This window comes from Pseudomonas sp. Bout1 (assembly GCF_034314165.1).
In the GTDB taxonomy this organism is placed as follows: domain Bacteria; phylum Pseudomonadota; class Gammaproteobacteria; order Pseudomonadales; family Pseudomonadaceae; genus Aquipseudomonas.
Genome location: NZ_JAVIWK010000001.1, coordinates 3,750,959 through 3,768,495, shown reverse-complemented (window position 1 = coordinate 3,768,495; position 17,537 = coordinate 3,750,959). Strand labels below are relative to the sequence as shown.

Annotated in this window: 18 protein-coding genes; 8 read left to right on the top strand and 10 right to left on the bottom strand. The window is 59.2% G+C overall.

Annotated elements, in window-relative coordinates:
* Nucleotides 1-64: 64 nt before the first annotated feature.
* Nucleotides 65-1,765 (top strand): aspartate:alanine exchanger family transporter, encoded by a 1,701-nt coding sequence (locus RGV33_RS17580; RefSeq protein WP_322145360.1) that lies wholly within the window; start codon nucleotides 65-67, stop codon nucleotides 1,763-1,765.
* Between the two features lie 150 nt (nucleotides 1,766-1,915).
* Here RGV33_RS17580 and RGV33_RS17575 read toward each other — a convergent pair whose 3' ends face one another.
* The 6 genes from RGV33_RS17575 to RGV33_RS17550 all read right to left on the bottom strand — a co-directional run bounded on the left by RGV33_RS17575 (nucleotide 1,916) and on the right by RGV33_RS17550 (nucleotide 6,365).
* Nucleotides 1,916-2,527 carry a LysE family transporter gene (locus tag RGV33_RS17575; RefSeq protein ID WP_322145359.1) on the bottom strand — a complete coding sequence of 204 codons (612 nt, stop codon included), beginning with the start codon at nucleotides 2,525-2,527 and terminating at the stop codon, nucleotides 1,916-1,918.
* Between the two features lie 160 nt (nucleotides 2,528-2,687).
* Nucleotides 2,688-3,479: an AraC family transcriptional regulator gene (locus tag RGV33_RS17570; protein WP_322145358.1), complete on the bottom strand. Its 792-nt coding sequence runs from the start codon at nucleotides 3,477-3,479 to the stop codon at nucleotides 2,688-2,690.
* A gap of 50 nt (nucleotides 3,480-3,529) precedes the next feature.
* Nucleotides 3,530-4,213 (bottom strand): arsenical resistance protein ArsH, encoded by a 684-nt coding sequence (gene arsH / locus RGV33_RS17565; protein WP_416152129.1) that lies wholly within the window; start codon nucleotides 4,211-4,213, stop codon nucleotides 3,530-3,532.
* Between the two features lie 9 nt (nucleotides 4,214-4,222).
* Nucleotides 4,223-4,693: an arsenate reductase ArsC gene (locus RGV33_RS17560; RefSeq protein WP_322145356.1), complete on the bottom strand. Its 471-nt coding sequence runs from the start codon at nucleotides 4,691-4,693 to the stop codon at nucleotides 4,223-4,225.
* Between the two features lie 13 nt (nucleotides 4,694-4,706).
* Entirely contained in the window at nucleotides 4,707-5,990 is a 1,284-nt protein-coding gene (locus RGV33_RS17555) for an arsenic transporter (RefSeq protein WP_322145355.1), read from the bottom strand.
* A gap of 18 nt (nucleotides 5,991-6,008) precedes the next feature.
* Entirely contained in the window at nucleotides 6,009-6,365 is a 357-nt protein-coding gene (locus RGV33_RS17550; protein WP_322145354.1) for a metalloregulator ArsR/SmtB family transcription factor, read from the bottom strand.
* 177 nt (nucleotides 6,366-6,542) lie between these two features.
* On the opposite strand from RGV33_RS17550, the gene RGV33_RS17545 reads away from it, so the two are divergent.
* The 4 genes from RGV33_RS17545 to RGV33_RS17530 all read left to right on the top strand — a co-directional run bounded on the left by RGV33_RS17545 (nucleotide 6,543) and on the right by RGV33_RS17530 (nucleotide 10,390).
* Entirely contained in the window at nucleotides 6,543-6,758 is a 216-nt protein-coding gene (locus RGV33_RS17545; protein WP_322145353.1) for a hypothetical protein, read from the top strand.
* A 126-nt stretch (nucleotides 6,759-6,884) separates the two neighbouring features.
* Nucleotides 6,885-9,281, top strand: coding sequence for a dermonecrotic toxin domain-containing protein (locus tag RGV33_RS17540; RefSeq protein ID WP_322145352.1), 2,397 nt, complete (start codon nucleotides 6,885-6,887; stop codon nucleotides 9,279-9,281).
* 105 nt (nucleotides 9,282-9,386) lie between these two features.
* A complete protein-coding gene (locus tag RGV33_RS17535; protein ID WP_322145351.1) occupies nucleotides 9,387-10,079 on the top strand; it encodes an AzlC family ABC transporter permease in 693 nt (230 codons plus the stop codon).
* Nucleotides 10,079-10,390, top strand: a complete 312-nt coding sequence (locus RGV33_RS17530; RefSeq protein WP_010171433.1) for an AzlD domain-containing protein — start codon at nucleotides 10,079-10,081, stop codon at nucleotides 10,388-10,390. Before RGV33_RS17535 ends, RGV33_RS17530 begins: the two co-directional genes overlap by 1 nt.
* A 124-nt stretch (nucleotides 10,391-10,514) precedes the next feature.
* Here RGV33_RS17530 and RGV33_RS17525 read toward each other — a convergent pair whose 3' ends face one another.
* Entirely contained in the window at nucleotides 10,515-10,775 is a 261-nt protein-coding gene (locus tag RGV33_RS17525; RefSeq protein ID WP_322145350.1) for a hypothetical protein, read from the bottom strand.
* A gap of 108 nt (nucleotides 10,776-10,883) precedes the next feature.
* Between RGV33_RS17525 and RGV33_RS17520 the strand changes: the two genes are divergently transcribed.
* Nucleotides 10,884-11,237 (top strand): hypothetical protein, encoded by a 354-nt coding sequence (locus tag RGV33_RS17520; RefSeq protein WP_322145349.1) that lies wholly within the window; start codon nucleotides 10,884-10,886, stop codon nucleotides 11,235-11,237.
* Nucleotides 11,238-11,375: 138 nt separating this feature from the next.
* Here the strand turns inward: RGV33_RS17520 and RGV33_RS17515 are convergent, their stop codons facing one another.
* From RGV33_RS17515 to RGV33_RS17505, 3 genes are all read right to left on the bottom strand, one after another.
* Nucleotides 11,376-12,080 (bottom strand): YoaK family protein, encoded by a 705-nt coding sequence (locus RGV33_RS17515; RefSeq protein ID WP_322145348.1) that lies wholly within the window; start codon nucleotides 12,078-12,080, stop codon nucleotides 11,376-11,378.
* An 82-nt stretch (nucleotides 12,081-12,162) separates the two neighbouring features.
* Nucleotides 12,163-13,797 carry an ABC-F family ATP-binding cassette domain-containing protein gene (locus RGV33_RS17510; RefSeq protein ID WP_322145347.1) on the bottom strand — a complete coding sequence of 545 codons (1,635 nt, stop codon included), beginning with the start codon at nucleotides 13,795-13,797 and terminating at the stop codon, nucleotides 12,163-12,165.
* 144 nt (nucleotides 13,798-13,941) lie between these two features.
* Nucleotides 13,942-14,970, bottom strand: a complete 1,029-nt coding sequence (locus RGV33_RS17505) for a DNA topoisomerase IB (protein WP_322145346.1) — start codon at nucleotides 14,968-14,970, stop codon at nucleotides 13,942-13,944.
* Between the two features lie 464 nt (nucleotides 14,971-15,434).
* Here RGV33_RS17505 and tssB point away from each other — a divergent pair, with 464 nt between their 5' ends.
* Both tssB and tssC read left to right on the top strand, forming a co-directional pair.
* Nucleotides 15,435-15,938: a type VI secretion system contractile sheath small subunit gene (gene tssB / locus RGV33_RS17500; protein WP_322145345.1), complete on the top strand. Its 504-nt coding sequence runs from the start codon at nucleotides 15,435-15,437 to the stop codon at nucleotides 15,936-15,938.
* A gap of 35 nt (nucleotides 15,939-15,973) precedes the next feature.
* Nucleotides 15,974-17,515, top strand: a complete 1,542-nt coding sequence (tssC, locus tag RGV33_RS17495; protein WP_322145344.1) for a type VI secretion system contractile sheath large subunit — start codon at nucleotides 15,974-15,976, stop codon at nucleotides 17,513-17,515.
* The last annotated feature ends 22 nt before the right edge of the window (nucleotides 17,516-17,537 follow it).

Genomic DNA, 17,537 nt, shown 5'->3' with positions numbered 1-17,537 from the left:
CTGAACACCCACCGGGCCTTGAGGCCCGGTGCCTTTAGCGTTGCATCGCCAGGTACGAATCATCGTGACTGCTTTCTTTACTTTCCTGCACGACAACCCCTACATCCTGCTGTTCCTGGTGGTTGGCCTGTCCGTCTGGGTCGGGCGCGGCACCATCAAGGGCTACGGCCTGGGCGCGGTGGCCGGGGCCATCGTTATTGGCTGTGCGATTGCGACGTGGGCGTCTTACTACGGCGTGCATTTCGAACTCGATAACTTCACCAAGAGCTTGTTTTATTACCTGTTCATGTACGGCGTGGGGCTGCGCGTGGGGCCTTCGTTCATCAACAGCCTCAAGGGCGACGGCCTGAAGTTCACCTTCCTGGCGATTCTGTCTTCGTTCCTGGGGTTGGGCATCGTGGTGCTGGGGGTGCGCTTGCTAGCGCTGCCGGTGGGCGCCGCGGGCGGGATTCTCGCCGGCTCGCAAACCATGTCCGCAGCCATTGGTTCTGCCGAACAGGCGATTACCTCGGGCGTGGTGCCGCTGCCGCCGGGCACCACTGCGGCGGCGGCCACCGCGATGATCGCGCTGTCTTACGGCATCACCTATATCTGGGGCACGGTCGGCATCATTTTGATCTGCAAATACCTGCCGCGCTGGTGGGGCGTAGATGCGCGCAAGGCGGCCAAAGCGTTTGAGGTGGAGCACGGCGTACCGAACGTCGACGATGCCGGACTGAGCGGTTACCGCCCGTTTGACCTACGGGCTTATCGGCTGGTGAACGCGGAACTCGTGGGGCAGAGCATCGCGCAGTTTCGCGAGCGCTTTGCGCTGTACCAGATCGAGAATGTCGAACGGGGTGATCAATTGCTGGGGGCCGACCCTGCGTTGGTGTTGCAGTTGGGCGACGTGATTGCCCTGGGCGGCAGCCTGGATGCGCTGACCGACCACATGGGGCTTATCGGGCCGGAGGTGCCGGATGCACGGGCGCTGAATATACCGCTGGACGAAGCGGTGATCCTGGTCACGCACAAGGACGCAGTGGGCAAGGCACTGAAGGAATTCAGCCAGTCATCGATTGCCGGGCAGGTGCAGTTGGTGGGCATTGAGCGGGGCGGTGCGCCGATTCCGGTGGGGCTGGAAACCCGTCTGCAACGCCTGGATGTGCTGCACCTGATCGGGTTGCGCAGTGCCATCGACAAGGCTACGGCGTTGTTGGGCAAGGCGGGGCGGGCGAGTACGGCCACCGACTTGCTCACACTGTCGTTGGGCATGGTGCTGGGGTTGTTGATTGGCCTGATTCAGGTGCCGGCGTTCGGTGCGGCGGTGGGCCTGGGGAATGCGGGCGGGTTGCTGGTGTCGGGGATTATCGTTTCGTCGCTGGTGTCGCGGGTGCGGTTTTTCGGCAATACGCCGAATGCGGCGCGTAACATTCTCGAGGACATGGGGTTGATCTTCTTTGTCGCGATTGTGGGCGTGAATGCGGGGGCGAACCTGGTTTCGCAGATCAGTGCGATCATTGCGTTGAAGATCTTTTTGTTGGGGTTTGTGGCGTGCACGATCCCGCCGTTTATTGTTTGGGCGGTGGGGTTTCATGTGTTCAAGATCAACCCGGCGATTCTCATGGGCGGGGTGGCCGGGGCGCGCAGTCATTCGGGGCCGGCGCGGGAGGCGGCCAAGGAAATTGACAGTACGGTGCCGTGGATCGGGTTTCCGGTGGCGTACGCGGTGTCGGGGATTTTGCTCACAGTGTTTGGGTATTTTGCCATGGTGCTTGCGCGGTAATGGCTGCCACGGCCCACGGTAGGAGCTGGCTTGCCGGCGATGGCGTCAACCGGGTGTACCTGATACACCGAGGTGCCAGCATCGCCGGCAAGCCGGCTCCTACAGCTTTTGCCCGTGTTTTTAACACTCAGGCCGCCGTGCTAGCCATACTCAAATCGCACGCAACGCCAGAATCGCCAGATACAACAGCACCACACCACAAGCACCATAGCTGACCCTCTGCCACATCGGCGACGCATTGCGGCGCAACAAATTGACCAACGCCGCAATCAGAAAACACGACATCACCGACGCCAACATAAACCCCGCAAAAAACATCAATGTCTGCCCATGGCTCGGCGTAGCCCCGACTATCCCCGACAGCGCACTACCCAGCGCGCCCCAATAAACAATGTTCTTCGGGTTAGCCAGGGAAATGGCCGCCCCTACCGCCAGCGCATTCCGCCCGGACCTGGCCGGCGCACCGTCGGCTTCCGGCAAGCGCCAGGCATCCACCAAACTGCGCCCCCCAAGCCAGGCCAGATACAACCCGCACACCGCCGTCAGCGGCACCCGCACCGACTCATGCTGAATCAACAACGCCATACCCGTAAGGCCAATCACCGCCCACACAGCATCCCCCACCAGTGAGCCAATCTGCACCAACAACGCCGGTGTAAACCCGTGCAGCAGCCCACGCCGCAGGGTCTCCGCCAGCACCGCCCCCGGTGACAGGCAAAACACAAAACCAAACACCAGCGCCGAAAAAAAGATCGTCAACATGCGCAATACCACTGTAGGAGCGAGCTTGCTCGCGAAAAACTCACAGACACCGCAGCGCGCCAGGTTCCTCGCATCATCTTCGCAAGCAAGCTGGCTGCTACAGTGAACGCCGATAGTTTGGGCAAGTGGCCGTAACGCGTCTTGAACCAGATTGCGCTTTTCAGCCTTTGAGCACGCTTTGATAGCGACCCGGCGTAATGCCGTAGGCCGCACGAAAATGCCGGTTCAGATGGCTCTGGTCAGCAAACCCCAAGGTGTGGGCAACCTGCGACGCCGCAACACCTGAGCGCAGCAGACCCTTGGCGCGCCGGGTACGCAATTGCATCGCCCACTGGCGCGGACTGAGCCCGGTGTCTTTCTGAAAAGCCCGCAGCAGATGGAATTTCGACAGGCCCAACTCTTCACCCAGGGTGTCGAGTGCCACGGCCTGATGCAGGTTTTCAGCCAGCCACTCCTGGGCCTTGATCACCAGCCCACGCCCGACCGCAGTGCTACCGGGCAAGCGCACGCCGCTGCAACTGACCACGTCGCCAAGCAGTATAACCAAGGCGTCTTCACTCAGCGCCCGGGCCAGCGGATCGGCACTTAACGAACCTTCAATCGCGCCGGCAAGTTTCATCGCCAGTTCCGGCTGGAAGCACAGCGAGCGGTCGAATTCCAGGTGCGCCAGCCCCAGGTCAGTTGCCAACTGATCAGCCCCCGCATACAGGCTGACAAACCGCCACGGCTGACCCTCGGCCGCGCCGCCGCCCTGAATTTGCCCGGGGTTGTACAAGGTAATGCTGCCGGGCCCGGCCACGAATGTACGGCGGTCGAGCCACACCTGTTCCTCACCGAGCAGGTTGACACCGATCACGCATTCATCATGGCTGTGGCGGGCAAACGTCAGGCCGGTGCAGGCGGTACTGCTGACTTCGTAGTTGCCCAGCCAGGCATGCAGCATGGAACTCATTGAAATGGCTCGCAGTGACGGTGCACGCGAGCATACGCCGCAAAAGGCCTTTAGATCGACCGTTGATTGACTCGTTTCGACAGCGCCTCGCTACTCTCTTTGCGCTCCGAATAACGGTCCACCAGGTCTGGGCGATCACGCAGCAGCAGAGTGAACTTCACCAGCTCTTCCATCACATCCACCACGCGGTCATAGAGTGCGGACGGCTTCATGCGGTCCTGATCGTCGAACTCCATAAAGGCCTTGGGCACCGACGATTGATTGGGGATGGTGAACATGCGCATCCAGCGTCCCAGCACCCGCAACTGGTTGACGGTATTGAACGACTGCGAGCCGCCGGACACCTGCATTACCGCCAGGGTTTTGCCCTGGGTTGGACGTACTGCGCCGAGGGCCAGTGGCACCCAGTCGAGTTGCGCCTTGAACACCGCCGACATCGAGCCGTGGCGCTCCGGTGAACACCAGACCTGGCCTTCGGACCACTGCATCAGCTCCAGCAGTTCCTGGACCTTGGGATGATCGCCCGGGGCATCATCCGGCAGCGGCAAACCCGACGGGTTGAAGATGCGCGTCTGGGCGCCAAAATGCTGCAACAGGCGCGCGGCTTCTTCCACCAGCAAGCGGCTGAAGGAGCGCGGGCGGGTGGACCCGTAGAGCAGCAGGATGCGTGGCGGTTGTTCAAGTTGCTGAGGCGGGGACAGGGTGTGGTTCAGGTTGGGCAGGGTGCTCATCAGGTTCTCCGGTTATAACGTGGCAATGCGATCAAGCTCGGCCTTGAGTTCGATGGGGTTCAGGCTGGCGAACGGGAGCTCGAAAAAAGCCCGGCAGCGGCGTTCGATGATTTCCAGGGTGGCGTGAAACGCGGCGTCGACCTGAGCCTCATCACCTTGAACATCGGACGGATCTTCAAGCCCCCAATGCGCCTTGAGCGCCGGGCCGAAATACACCGGGCAGGCTTCGCCGGCAGCCTTGTCGCACACAGTGATAACGACGTCCGGCGGGCTGCCTTCAAAAGCGTCATTACCCTTGCTGTACAACCCTTCGGTGCTGATGCCGGCGGCTTTCAACGTGGTGAGGCTGCGGGGCAGCACCTGGCCCTTGGGGAAACTGCCGGAGCTGATAGCCTGGAAACCCTGCGGTGCCAAGTGATTGAACACTGCTTGCGAGAGAATGCTTCGGCAGCTGTTGGCGGTGCACATGAACAGGACTTTCATTGATTGGACTCCATCAGAAACTCAGGCGCAGGGCGAGGGCGGCGAGGGTGATCAGCAGCACCGGCAAGGTCAGCACAATGCCCACCTTGAAGTAGTAACCCCAAGTGATGGTGATGCCTTTGCGCGCCAGGATGTGCAGCCAGAGCAAGGTAGCCAGGCTGCCGATAGGGGTGATTTTGGGGCCGAGGTCGCTGCCGATCACGTTGGCGTAGATCATCGCGTCCTTGACCAGGCCCACCGCGTGGCTGGCCTCGATGGAGAGCGCACCGATCAGCACGGTTGGCAGGTTGTTCATCGCCGAAGACAGCAGCGCGGTGAGTACACCGGTGCCCAGCGCCGCGCCCCACACGCCATAGCTGGCGAAGGTATCGAGCCAGGTCGCGAGGTAGTTGGTCAGCCCGGCGTTACGCAGGCCGTAGACCACCAGATACATGCCCAGGGAGAAGATTACGATTTGCCACGGTGCTTCCTTCAGCACCTTGCGCGTGGAAATCCTGTGGCCCTTGGCGGCGATCACCAGCAGCAAGGTGGCGCAGGCGGCGGAAATCGCACTGATGGGAATGCCCAGCGGTTCCAGGGCAAAGCAACCCACCAGCAGGATGCCCAGCACCCACCATCCGGCGCGGAACGTCGCCCGGTCATGGATCGCACTGGCAGGGTCGTCGAGGTCTGCCGGGTCATAGGTTTGGGGGATGTCGCGACGGAAAAACCACAGCAATACCGCAAGTGTGGCGGCAACGCTTACCAGGTTCACCGGCACCATCACGGCGGCGTATTCGTTGAAGCCGATCTTGAAGTAGTCGGCAGACACGATGTTGACCAGGTTGGAGACCACCAGCGGCAGGCTCGCGGTGTCGGCGATAAACCCGGCGCCCATGACGAACGCCAGGGTCGTGGCCGGTGAAAAACGCAACGCCAACAGCATCGACATCACGATGGGTGTGAGAATCAACGCTGCGCCATCGTTGGCGAACAGCGCCGACACCAGCGCACCCAGCAGCACCATATACGCGAACAATCGCCGGCCGCGCCCATGGCCCCAGCGCGCCACATGCAACGCGGCCCAGGCAAAAAAGCCCGCCTCATCCAGCAGCAGGCTAATGATGATCAGCGCGACGAACGTCAAGGTGGCGTTCCAGATGATGTGCCACACCACCGGAATGTCGGCCAGGCTGATAACCCCAAGGGCCAACGCCAGGATCGCGCCCAGCGTGGCGCTCCAGCCGACGCCCAGGCCCTTGGGCTGCCAGATGACCAGGATGATGGTGAACAAAAAAATAGCAACGGCAACAAGCATAAGAAGCTCTCCGCAGGGTCAGCAGCAGGCGCTGGCCCGTTGTGGGCGGTCGCCCATGGTGTCCAGGCGCTGGGCGTCGGTTTTCAACCAGGCCTGGTTGGCTTGCAGCGTGGTGTCGAGCACCGCCGTCACCCATTCGGGCAAGGCCGGGTTGAGGCGGTAGTAAATCCACTGGCCCTGGCGACGGTCCAGCAGCAACCCGCAACTGCGCAGTTGCGCCAGGTGGCGGGAGATTTTCGGTTGGCTGTCGTCCAGAGCATGGATCAGCTCACACACGCAAAGTTCGCCTTCGCGCAGGATCAACAGCGCGAGGCGCGCGCGGGTGGCATCGGCCAGGCATTTGAAGACATTGGGCGGGGAAAAAAGATCTGACATGGTCAGCGCCTCTGAATATGCGGAAATCTGAATATACGGATAACCATATGTATTGGTCAAATCCTGTTTCGATTGATCTGCGTCAACGGCCCAACAATCGACGACAAGTGGTTGAAATTAAACTGAAACACAAATGTCCTAAAGTGCCCGCCCATTGGTGATGAAGGAAGAAAACGTGTGACCCGTGCCACTCGCAACCTGCGCAAGACCCTTGATTCCGTCGCGGACAATAACGAAACCGCGGCCTTTGACCTGATGCGCGCCGTCGAAAAACTCAGCGACGAAGTGCTGCGCCAGCGTCTGCTCAATACCATCCACCGGCTCAACCAGGACGCCCACGAACTGCGCGAAGCCCGGGAGGCGGTGGAGCGGGTGTCGGTGAAACTGGCCTGAATAAGGGCGTGTTTGCGAAAACATCCAGATACGGGGCTACAGGAACTGAAGCAGCACAAAATACCAACTGACGTGTGGTTTATATCCATACGTTAGAGAGGATTTTGTATGCCGCTAACAGGTCCTATGCCTGAACTGCGTTACGTAACATCTGATTTGAGCTCGAAAATAGATGCTTCGCGCACCATGTCCCCGCCTGTTTCTGCAGGGGTGCCAGCCAATGGCGCGCAAACAGCCACAGCAAGCATTCCAGGCGCCCTGGTTTCACGTCCGATCCAGGTCAAGCCCGCCGTCAAGGCCTATATAGAGAGCATGACGGATAAGTTTTTGACCCCGGGGCGAAACTCCGCAACCATCATTGCAGCGGCGATCAAGAATAAGTTTGGGCTGAGTATAAATCCGGACACAGCGCGCCTTGCGACGTTTACCTACGACATTGACCACGCCAAACCGCCCGGTGGCCGGATGCTTAATAACCAGTCATTAACCAATGCGGCGCTGCAGAATGTTCGCAGTATGAATACTGAAGATAAACTTTCAGCCGCCAAGCCAACCGTCGCTACGACGCTTCTTGCCGTGCTGGATAAGGTTTCGCCGCTGGCCTGGACGCTTCATCACATTGATGCAGACTATCGTTTGAGAGACGTCCACGAGTACATATTTAACGTGCCTGACCCCGATGCCCAGGGCGCTTATGAACCTTCGAACAGACTCGCGCTCAAGCCTGCCGATTTCCGGAGCCTGGTATGGGAAACGGCGTTGAGCGCGCCTTACAAAAGCTACCTGGACAAATTCTGGCCAGCCCACGAGGAGAGCTACACCCAGCTGAGTAAACTGGGTTTTTCGGTGGCTGCACAGAACCAGTTCAAAGAGGGCAGCTTGAGCAACCATGAACTGACCATGGCCCTGCAAGCCGCTGGCCTGGGCAATGAAAAGCGCCTGGAGGACGTTACCCTCGAGGATCTCAAGGCACCTTATTCCAAGGATCCCAATCTTGAGACGGGCTTGCTGTCTATCGACGGCGCACCCTCCACTGACTTGATTTATGTGACTGAAAAAAGCCCCCGGTTGAACGCCAGGGGCAAGAAAATTCATCACACACTGCTGTACATCCCGGGTAACGCTTCGCCCATCCATCGCTTTGATAGTGTCGGCCAGATGAAGACCTGGTTGGCCGACCAAGCGGCGGATGCGAATAAACGTGCGGTGCTTGCCACCCATTTTTCCAAAAATGACCAGGACAACAGGGTCTTTTCCGATGGCGTGAACCAGGCGCTCACGGGGCTGGGTGGTTGGACGGAGTCGCGAAGGCCCAACTCATGGGGATTTACCTCGCCGAATGCCTGGGACCCGCAACGCTACATCACCACCGAAGCTGTAACGGGTGACCCCTTTCACACCATGACCCAGCGGCAAAAAACGCGCTCTTATGCGGATGCCAATCATGAAATCGTCACTGACGGTGATGTGACCAAGTCCCGGGTGATCAATGTGGCGGAGGCAGCTGCGACGGCAGCCCTGATGCTGACGCCGTTGGCGATGGTCATCCCGGAGGTGGCGCTCGGGGTGGACGCGGTCTATCTGGCGGCGGGTGTCGCGGAAACAGCCGTAGGTGTTGACGATGCAATACACGGAAAATCGGCGGCATCTGACCGGATCGTATTTGGCCTGCTGAATGCTGCGCCGGTGCTGGTGCACGGCGTGCCAGGGTTGGGAAAAAGCCCCACAGCACTTGAGGCCGCCAAGTCGCAAGCGACAAAGCCTGGCCTTTCTTCAGCGCCTGCTTCGATTGAGTTTTACAAAGTCCTCGACAGCGAGGAAGGCGTTCGCGAAACGCAGGTGATTGAGCTGGGGCCGAACCACCAGGCGCGCAGCGGTACCAAACGCAGCACAATGGAGGGCGCAGAAAGCGGCGCCACGTCCAAGGTTCCCAGGCTGGATACAGATGCCAGGGACCTGACAAAGATCAATGATCTGTTGTTCACCTTTGTCGACACGTATAACGGCCAGGAACGGCTCAATATTGTTGCCCATGGCCAATTGCAGGAGACCGGGGCAGGCGAGGCCGTGGCCGACATGTCTTATAACAACATGCGGTATAACTCCGATGAGTTGCTGGACATGCTCTGGGATAACAACGTCCAGACAGATCAGTACGCCAATATACGGTTATTGATGTGTAATTCGGGGACGGGCGGTGAAGCGTCATTTGCGGCGCAGTTCCAGAAAGAAGTGAATGTTCCGGTTAAAGCGTATGTAGGCAAAGTTAATGTAGACCTCAATATCAATGAGCTGGTATCGCTTTTTGATCCCGAAGTTCGCAAGCTCGGTGTTGTACAGCTTGAAGGGGTGCTTCCACACGCACGGCGGCACCGCGTAGCTAAACAAAACCCTTACTCGGCGGACCCCGCCGGCGAGGACTATAAGCACTACTTGGCGTACAACTACCAACCCGTCCACTTTCCTCCTCGGTCGGAAAACCCCAAGCTCCGTTCGGTAATGCCCTCGATGCCTGCACTTTAGGCACCCGCTTATTCTGCGGTGCAGGCCATGCCAGCACGATCATTCAAGACAACGCCTGAACGCGCTGGCATGCTTGTCGACTGACCGTCGATGAGCCTGTTGTGTATGCCTAACGCTCTGCCCCTGAACGCCTTTTCCCGTGGCGCGATTGCCATCATTCCGTTGTCCCTGGCCTGTGCGCCCTGGGGGCTGCTGGCCGGTTCCACTGCAATCGATGCACAATTGAGCCCGCTGCAAGCCCAGGGGTTGTCGGCCATCGTGTTTGCCGGTGCTGCGCAACTGGTGGCCATCGGCATGGTCAAGAGCGGCGCGAGCCTGATCTCCATCCTGCTGACCACCTTGCTGCTGACCTCCCAGCATTTGCTCTATGGGATGCACATGCGCCCCACGCTGTCGCCTCTCAAGGCCCGCTGGCGCATGAGCCTGGGCTTCCTGTTGACCGACGAGTTCTTTGCCCTGGTCAGCCAGTATGACCGCCAGACCTTCAACCGCTGGTACGCCCTGGGCGTCGGCCTGACCTTCTATATCATCTGGAACGTGTTCACCTTCGCGGGCATCGTGCTCGGTAAAAGCATTCCCGGGCTGGACCAGTTGGGCCTGGAGTTCTCGATTGCCGCGACCTTCATCGCCCTGATCACCCCCGTGGTACGCGACGTGCCCACCATCGTTTGTGTTGCCGTGTCGTTGCTGTGCTCGGTGTGCCTGAGCTACCTGCACTGGGAGTCGGCGGTAGTGGTGTCCGGGGTACTGGGGATGAGCGCCGGGTTTGCCTGCAAGCGTCTGGGAGTAGGGCAGTGATGATCTTCGTGATGATTTTTGGCATGGGCCTTATCGTGTTTCTCAACCGCTACCTGTTTATCGAGCCACGCTTGCCGGTACGCCTCAATCGCGGGGCGCGGGAGTTCCTGGGGTTTGCCGTGCCGGGAATGCTCACCGCTATCTGCGGCCCGATCATTTTCCTCGCCGACCACACACTCAACCTGAGCGTGAGCAACCCCTACCTGCTGGCCGGGATAAGCGCGGTGGCGCTGATGTTCTGGACCCGCAGCGTGCTGATCACCGTGCTGTTGAGCATGGCGCTGTTCTATTTGTTTCGCTGGCTGCTCTGAAAAGCCGGCAAAAAAAAAGCCCGCGGGAGGGCGGGCTAGAAGGGAGACTTCTTAAAAATGAGCCTGGCGACTATAGGCGGCGGGGTTTCCCTTCACAGTGAAACAAAGTTCATGAATTTGTCAGCTATTCGGCAACTGGAGCGGCAGGTTTCTTGTTGGCCTTCGCCTCGGCTGCCAGGCATTCCAGGGCAAACTGCTCGGTGTAGGTCATCTGGATGGGTGTGCTTTCGCCTTTGACGGTGCGCTCGCCATCGAGGATGTAGCGGATGCGCTTGTCGGTCACGCCGATGCGTTTGGCGATCCACGAAGGCGTCTGGCCGATGCGGCTGATCAGCTTGTCGGCGTAGTCGGTGGTGGGGTTGTAGCGCTCGGCGTTGGGTGTCATGGGGTTTCCGGTTAAAAGCGGGTTTGTAAGTAGGCGCAGGGTGACGCAATAATCATTCGGTGTCGCCTGCTAATGGTACAGTCGCGTTTTTTCCAAGGAAGCTACGGTATGCGGATGGTGGTAATTGGCGCTCTGGTACTGGCATCGCTGGCCGGTTGCGCGGGTTCGAAGATGAAAGAGGCGCGTACCGGTACGCCCTACAAAACTTTGGCCTCGGACAAGGCTCCGCTGGTCGTTGCCCAATGCGTGCAGTTCGGCTGGCAGGACGAAGCGGTGTTTGGCGTGGATGCCGGTGGCTTCATGGAGCCTGCACAGGCCGGTGGTTTTACCATCTACACCACGGCCGGCGATTACTTTGTCGATGTGCGCAGTGCCGGCGCAGGCGCCACCGCCAGCTATTACGCCGCCCAGGATGACTACCCGGCCAAGCGCCGTCTCGCCGTGCTGGCTACCTGCTTGTAAGGCAATACGTTAGTTTTTTTCAGAAATGCCCTGCGGACAGCCCGGGAGCATTGTTTTATCATGCACCCGCTCGCCCGGCGTGATGGCTCTTTACCAGTACACGGACGTCGAGGCCAGAACGTCGGGCGGGCAGCTTTTTCAGCGTGGCATGTACCCCAGGTGCCAGCGCCGTGGAATTTTCAGCGATACCAGCCCCAAGAGTGCCGACAGCACACCGCTGACCAGCAGCGCACGAATCCCCATATGATGTTCCAGCAGGGCACCGATCACTGCCCCGGCAAACATCCCGCCCCAGGGGATCAGTTGCACGCGCCAGCCATTGCGCTGTTCGCCCAGCATCCAGCGGCCCAGCCCGCGACCAAAACGTGACAACGCCCCGGTGACGTAGGTCAGCCCCACCGGTAATCCGTTCACCTCTTCGACGGCGGCATTGAGCATGCCCATGGCAATGATCGCTGCCAGCAGCGCGGGCAACTGGTCGGCAAACGGCCAGGCGGCTGCCCCGCACAGCAGGGTGGCGATGCACAGCAACAACGGCAAGGCGTGGCGCCGGCTGATGCGGCTGACCATCACCCCCAACGCGTTACCGGCGACAAACGTGGCCACCAACAGGGTTAATCGACCGGTCAGGCCCAGGTCGCCTTCGCTGATCGCCACGGCGAGGCGCGTCGTGTTGCCGCTCATGAACGAGACAAAATCCCCGCTGGCCATGAAGCCGATAGCATCGGTCATTCCCGCCAGCACCGAAAGGCTGGCCACCAGCATCAACCCGACACGCCCGCGCCATTTGTGGCGATGTAGCAAGGCGGCGTTGGTGTAGGGCTTCAAGGATGATGGCAGCATGGGGCCGGGTTCCTCGGTGAGATTGTCCGGCCACTACCGTAGGGCGCTTTGCATCCGGCTGCAATGACCTGGCGCATGCCGATCACTCAGGCTCCAGACGCCAGCCCTCTGTATGCCATGTGAGGGTGTGGGTGGGCCTGAGTGCGGCGAGAAACGCCGCATCGTGGGACACCGCGATCATCGCCCCAGTAAATCCCTGCAATGCTTGCTCAAAGGCGATCACCGATTGCATGTCCAGATGATTGGTCGGTTCGTCCAACAGCAACAACTGCGCCGGCGTTTTGCGCCACAGGGCAATCGCCATGGCGGCCTTCAGGCGTTCGCCGCCGCTTAACCGCGCCACGGGTTGCGTGACTCGCCAGGCGTCCAGTTGCAACAAGGCCAGGCGCATACGCAGCTCACCCTCGGCCAGGGGGGTATCGAGCAGGTTGAGCTGGTCGACAATCGAGTGCTGGTCGTTCATCAGCGCCAGGTGCTGGTCGATATAGGCCGTTGTTACATGCACGGTGCAGTCGCCGCTGACTGGCTGCAACTGACCTGCCAGCAGCTTGAGCAAGGTGGATTTGCCGCAACCGTTCGGCCCTTGCACCGCCACCCGCATCGGGCCCACAAGCGTGGCACTTAAGAAGGTGCTGGGCAGGTGCGGATCCAACCAGGGCAATTGTGCATGCGCCAGGGTCAATACCTGTCGACCGCAGGGCAGCGCAGTGCCGGGTAATGCCAGCAACGTCGGGGTTTCATCCACCACCTGCGCGTAGGCATTGCGCACGCGCTCATCCAGCTCGGCCTTATAGTGCTGGTGCGTGCCGTGCACGGTGCCGGTGATTTCGGTGGCGGCGCCTTTCCAGCGTGCCTTGGTGAAGCGGTCGACATTCGCTGTTTCGGCATGTTTGCGCGAACGGGCGGCATGGCGCTGAGTGTCATCGTTGCTGTGTTTCAGGCGCTTGCGTTCACGGCTGCGCTCAAGGCGTGCGTATTCGAGGGTGGCCTGGGCGGCGTGTTGTTCGGTTTCACGCTGGGCATTGAACGCTTCATAGTTACCGCCGTAGACCTTGGCGCCCAAGGGCGACAACTCGATGATCCGCTGCATGCGGTTGAGTAGCTGGCGGTCATGGCTGACCACTATCAACCCGCCGCGCCAATCACCCAGGATGCCCAGCAGCCAGGCGCGGCCTTGGTCGTCGAGGTGATTGGTGGGCTCATCGAGAATCAGCAAATGTGGGTTGGCCAGCAGCGCACCGATCACCGCCAGGCGCGCCAATTGGCCGCCACTCAACTGATCCGCGTGGTCGTCGAAGCCGACCTCAGGCAAGCCAGCCGCGTCCAATGCCTTGCGCAGGCGCCCGGCCAGATCCCAGCGGTCATCAATCAATTCCAGGTCGGCGGCGTGGGCGTCACCACGGGACAGGCGTTCCAGGGCGGCCAGTACCTCAGCGGCCCCAGTGGTTTGCGCGACCGTTTGGCCGGGAAAAAGGCTCAAGGCCTGCGGGACGTAAGCCAATCTGGCGCAGGTCTCAAGCGTGCCGGAAGACGGCACTTGCCTGCCGGCGATCAATTGCGCGAGCACGCTTTTGCCCGCGCCATTACGCCCCACAATCCCGGTGGGCGTGCGGTCGAAAGACAGGTTCAGGTCGTCCAGCAAGGTTTCGCCATTGGCGAACTGGAAACATACATGTTGCAGGGAAGCGAATACGGGCAGCCGTTTGACGTCAGTCATCAGCACCTCCAAAACAATGTGGCACAAGCCAACAAGCGCGCCAGGCGGCTCGTTGCGTTTACATGTTGGAAGGCTTAGTGGTTCACGTCAGCGGTCATCCCGGGATCAGAAAGGACGGGCAGGGTAACGCATTTTGAATTTTTCCTACAAGCGCTCGGCCAGTTGCTCCAGAAACATCGCCAGGCCGACTTCCTCGGTTTTCAAGCCCTTGCGCACCCGTGGCTTGGGCAGTTTCGCCAGCTCGCCCAGGCTGAAATGCTCCAGCACCGCCGGGTGGATATAGCACTTGCGGCATACCGCCGGGGTGTTGCCCAACTGCTTGGCGACGTTCTTGACCATCTCCACCACATGCTTCTTGGCGTCGGACTCCGGCTGCCACTCAAGCTCGCGCAATACCGCCAGCGCCAAGGCACTGCCGGCCCAGGTGCGGTAATCCTTGGCGGTAAAATCCGCGCCGGTCAGGGTATGCAGGTAGGCATTCACATCGGTCGAGCTGACCGTATGCCGCTCGCCATTCTCGTCCAGGTACTGGAACAGGTTCTGCCCCGGCAGCTCCAGGCAGCGCTTGATCACCGAGGCCAGGCGGCGGTCCTTGACGGTGATCTGATGTTCGATGCCACTCTTGCCGCGAAACTGGAACAGGATCTCGCTGCCCTTGATGTCCACATGGCGAGTACGCAGGGTCGTCAGGCCGTAGGACCGATTGTCCCGCGCGTATTGAGTGTTGCCGACGCGGATCAGCGTGGCATCGAGCAGCAGCACCACGGTGGCCAGGACCTTTTCCCGATTGAACCCTGGTGCGGCGAGCTGCGCTTCCAGTTGCTTGCGTAACTTGGGCAACGCGCTGCCGAACTGTTGCAACCGGGAGTATTTGTCGGTGTCACGCACCTCGCGCCAGCGTGGGTGGTAGCGGTACTGCTTGCGCCCTCGAGCATCGCGCCCGGTGGCCTGCAGATGGCCGCGCGGGTCGGCGCAGATCCACACATCGGTGTAGGCGGGCGGCACCGCAAGGGCGTTGATGCGTTTGATTTCGTCGGCATCAGTGATGCGCGTGCCATCGGCCTTGAAGTACTGGAATTTACCCCGCAACTTTTTTCGCGAGAGGCCAGGCTGGGTGTCGTCGACGTAATGCAGGTCGCGGGGCAGGTCGGCAAGCAACGCAGGATCGGGCATGGCAAAAATTCCTTGGCAGGTATTTGTGATTGACCGCAGGGGGGGGCGGTCGTGCCAATGGATTTAGCGTCAATATTTCAATCGATGGTTCGACGCACAAAGCCTGCGATTGGCCTCGATCAGGGTGCTGAACATCGCAGCTGACCTCGGGCCTCGCCGGAAACCACCTCGCTGATCAGCAGGACGCCTTATCTATTTGCATAAAAGTTGAATGTAGGAAAGTTCCCAAGTACATCGGTGAAAGTTCCCTGACGTCATGTTGGGGCTGGTAAACAACATTTGAAATAATTCATTCTAGTAGTGATGGAACTGAATGCGATTCATGAAAACGCATTCATGATTTCTAAAAAGGAATTTATGTACTCCGTTGGTCGGCCGTTTATCGAATCAACAGGATGTGTAAATTCCAGTCTTGATTTTGCGCCGGCACTGACTGTCGCTAAGTTGTCTGGAAGGGAGAGGTTATGGCTACAAATAGTTTTCAGAACGAGGTGCCCAAGGCCCGCGTCAATATCAAGCTTGACCTGCATACTGGCGGCGCTCAAAAGAAGGTCGAGTTACCGCTGAAACTCATGGTGATGGGTGACTATAGCAATGGCAAAGAGCAACGCTCGCTTTCTGAGCGCGGCAAGGTCGACATTAATAAAAACAACTTTGACAGCGTATTGGGTGAGTTCTCGCCTAGTCTGAAGTTCGCAGTCGATGACACCTTGTCCGACGATGCGTCCGACACGTACGTCGAGCTGAACTTCCAGAGCATCAAAGATTTTGAACCTGAGCAGGTTGCCCGCCAGATCCCGCAGCTGCGAGCCCTGCTGGCGATGCGCAATCTGCTGCGCGACCTCAAGTCCAATCTCCTGGATAACGCCACCTTTCGTCATGAGCTGGAACGCATTTTAAAGGATGACGCACTGAGCGACGAGCTGCGAGCTGAATTGGCTGCCCTGGCCCCCCAAGAAGATCGTTAATTGTCCTCGTCTCTTAAATAAGGAAGTTACACATCATGTCTCTAGAGCAATCATCCCAAGATCCGTTGCTGGCTAATACCTATCATGCGGGCAGCAATCAAAGCGTTTATGGAAACTTGTTCGCGAAAATCAACCTTAACCCGGTGACGGAGTTGGGTGGAATTGAGGCCTTTCAAAATCCGGAAGCTTTGTCCGAAGCCTCTACAGATGAGCGGGTCACGGCGGCCGTTAGTGTGTTCCTTGGTTTGCTCAAGCAGTCTTCGCATAAAGTGGAGCGCCTGGATAAAGTGCTGCTGGACGAACACATTGCCTCCCTGGATGCTCAAATCAGCCGCCAACTGGACGCGGTGATGCACCACCCTGATTTTCAACGCGTAGAGTCAACTTGGCGTGGCGTGAAGTCGCTGATAGATCAGACCGATTTTCGCCAGAATGTGCGCATCGAATTGCTGGATATCAGCAAGGATCACCTGGTACAAGACTTCGAGGATTCGCCCGAAATCGCTCAAAGCGGCCTGTATTTGCACACCTACACCCAGGAGTACGACACCCCTGGTGGGGAGCCGATTGCGGCAGCCATTTCGAACTATGAATTCAGCCGCAGCCCACAGGATATTGCCCTTTTACGCAATATTTCCAAAGTGGCCGCAGCAGCCCACATGCCGTTTATTGGCTCGGTTGGGCCGGCTTTTTTTGGCAAGAGTTCGATGGAAGAGGTCGCCGCCATCAAGGATATCGGCAATTACTTTGATCGTGCCGAGTACATTAAGTGGAAGGCGTTCCGCGAGAGCGACGACTCCCGTTATATCGGCTTGCTGATGCCCCGGGTATTGGGGCGCCTGCCTTATGGTCCGGATACCGTGCCGGTCCGCAGCTTCAATTACATTGAAAGCGTGAAGGGCCCCGACCACGAAAAATACCTGTGGACCAACGCTTCGTTCGCCTTCGCCGCAAACATGGTGAAAAGTTTTATCACCAATGGTTGGTGCGTGCAGATCCGCGGCCCGCAATCGGGTGGCGCGGTGACTGAACTGCCGATTCACCTGTACGACCTGGGCACTGGTAATCAGGTAAAAATCCCTTCTGAAGTGATGATCCCGGAAACCCGCGAGTTCGAATTCGCCAATCTCGGTTTCATCCCGCTGTCGTACTACAAAAATCGCGACTACGCGTGTTTCTTCTCGGCGAACTCGGCGCAAAAACCGGCGCTGTATGACACCGCTGATGCAACCGCCAACAGCCGAATCAATGCGCGCCTGCCTTACATCTTCCTGCTGTCGCGTATCGCCCACTACCTGAAGCTGATCCAGCGCGAAAACATCGGGACGACCAAGGACCGGCGTTTACTGGAGCTGGAGCTGAACAAGTGGGTGGGCGGGCTCGTCACCGAAATGACCGATCCGGGTGATGACCTGCAAGCCTCCCACCCGCTGCGCGACGCCAAGGTGACGGTAGAAGACATCGACGATAACCCCGGCTTCTTCCGCGTCAAGCTGTACGCGATACCGCACTTCCAGGTTGAAGGCATGGACGTCAATTTGTCGCTGGTTTCGCAGATGCCCAAGGCAAAAGCCTGAGCCACCTCACAGGGAAATGATG

Coding starts and splice junctions, on each gene's coding strand:
- RGV33_RS17515 (WP_322145348.1), bottom strand. CDS start 12,080: ATGCTGCCATCATCCTTGAAGCCCTACACCAACGCCGCCTTGCTACAT.
- RGV33_RS17510 (WP_322145347.1), bottom strand. CDS start 13,797: ATGACTGACGTCAAACGGCTGCCCGTATTCGCTTCCCTGCAACATGTA.
- tssB (WP_322145345.1), top strand. CDS start 15,435: ATGGCTACAAATAGTTTTCAGAACGAGGTGCCCAAGGCCCGCGTCAAT.
- RGV33_RS17550 (WP_322145354.1), bottom strand. CDS start 6,365: ATGTCAGATCTTTTTTCCCCGCCCAATGTCTTCAAATGCCTGGCCGAT.
- RGV33_RS17540 (WP_322145352.1), top strand. CDS start 6,885: ATGCCTGAACTGCGTTACGTAACATCTGATTTGAGCTCGAAAATAGAT.
- RGV33_RS17560 (WP_322145356.1), bottom strand. CDS start 4,693: ATGAAAGTCCTGTTCATGTGCACCGCCAACAGCTGCCGAAGCATTCTC.
- RGV33_RS17530 (WP_010171433.1), top strand. CDS start 10,079: ATGATCTTCGTGATGATTTTTGGCATGGGCCTTATCGTGTTTCTCAAC.
- RGV33_RS17535 (WP_322145351.1), top strand. CDS start 9,387: ATGCCTAACGCTCTGCCCCTGAACGCCTTTTCCCGTGGCGCGATTGCC.
- RGV33_RS17505 (WP_322145346.1), bottom strand. CDS start 14,970: ATGCCCGATCCTGCGTTGCTTGCCGACCTGCCCCGCGACCTGCATTAC.
- RGV33_RS17555 (WP_322145355.1), bottom strand. CDS start 5,990: ATGCTTGTTGCCGTTGCTATTTTTTTGTTCACCATCATCCTGGTCATC.
- tssC (WP_322145344.1), top strand. CDS start 15,974: ATGTCTCTAGAGCAATCATCCCAAGATCCGTTGCTGGCTAATACCTAT.
- RGV33_RS17525 (WP_322145350.1), bottom strand. CDS start 10,775: ATGACACCCAACGCCGAGCGCTACAACCCCACCACCGACTACGCCGAC.
- RGV33_RS17520 (WP_322145349.1), top strand. CDS start 10,884: ATGCGGATGGTGGTAATTGGCGCTCTGGTACTGGCATCGCTGGCCGGT.
- RGV33_RS17575 (WP_322145359.1), bottom strand. CDS start 2,527: ATGTTGACGATCTTTTTTTCGGCGCTGGTGTTTGGTTTTGTGTTTTGC.
- RGV33_RS17570 (WP_322145358.1), bottom strand. CDS start 3,479: ATGAGTTCCATGCTGCATGCCTGGCTGGGCAACTACGAAGTCAGCAGT.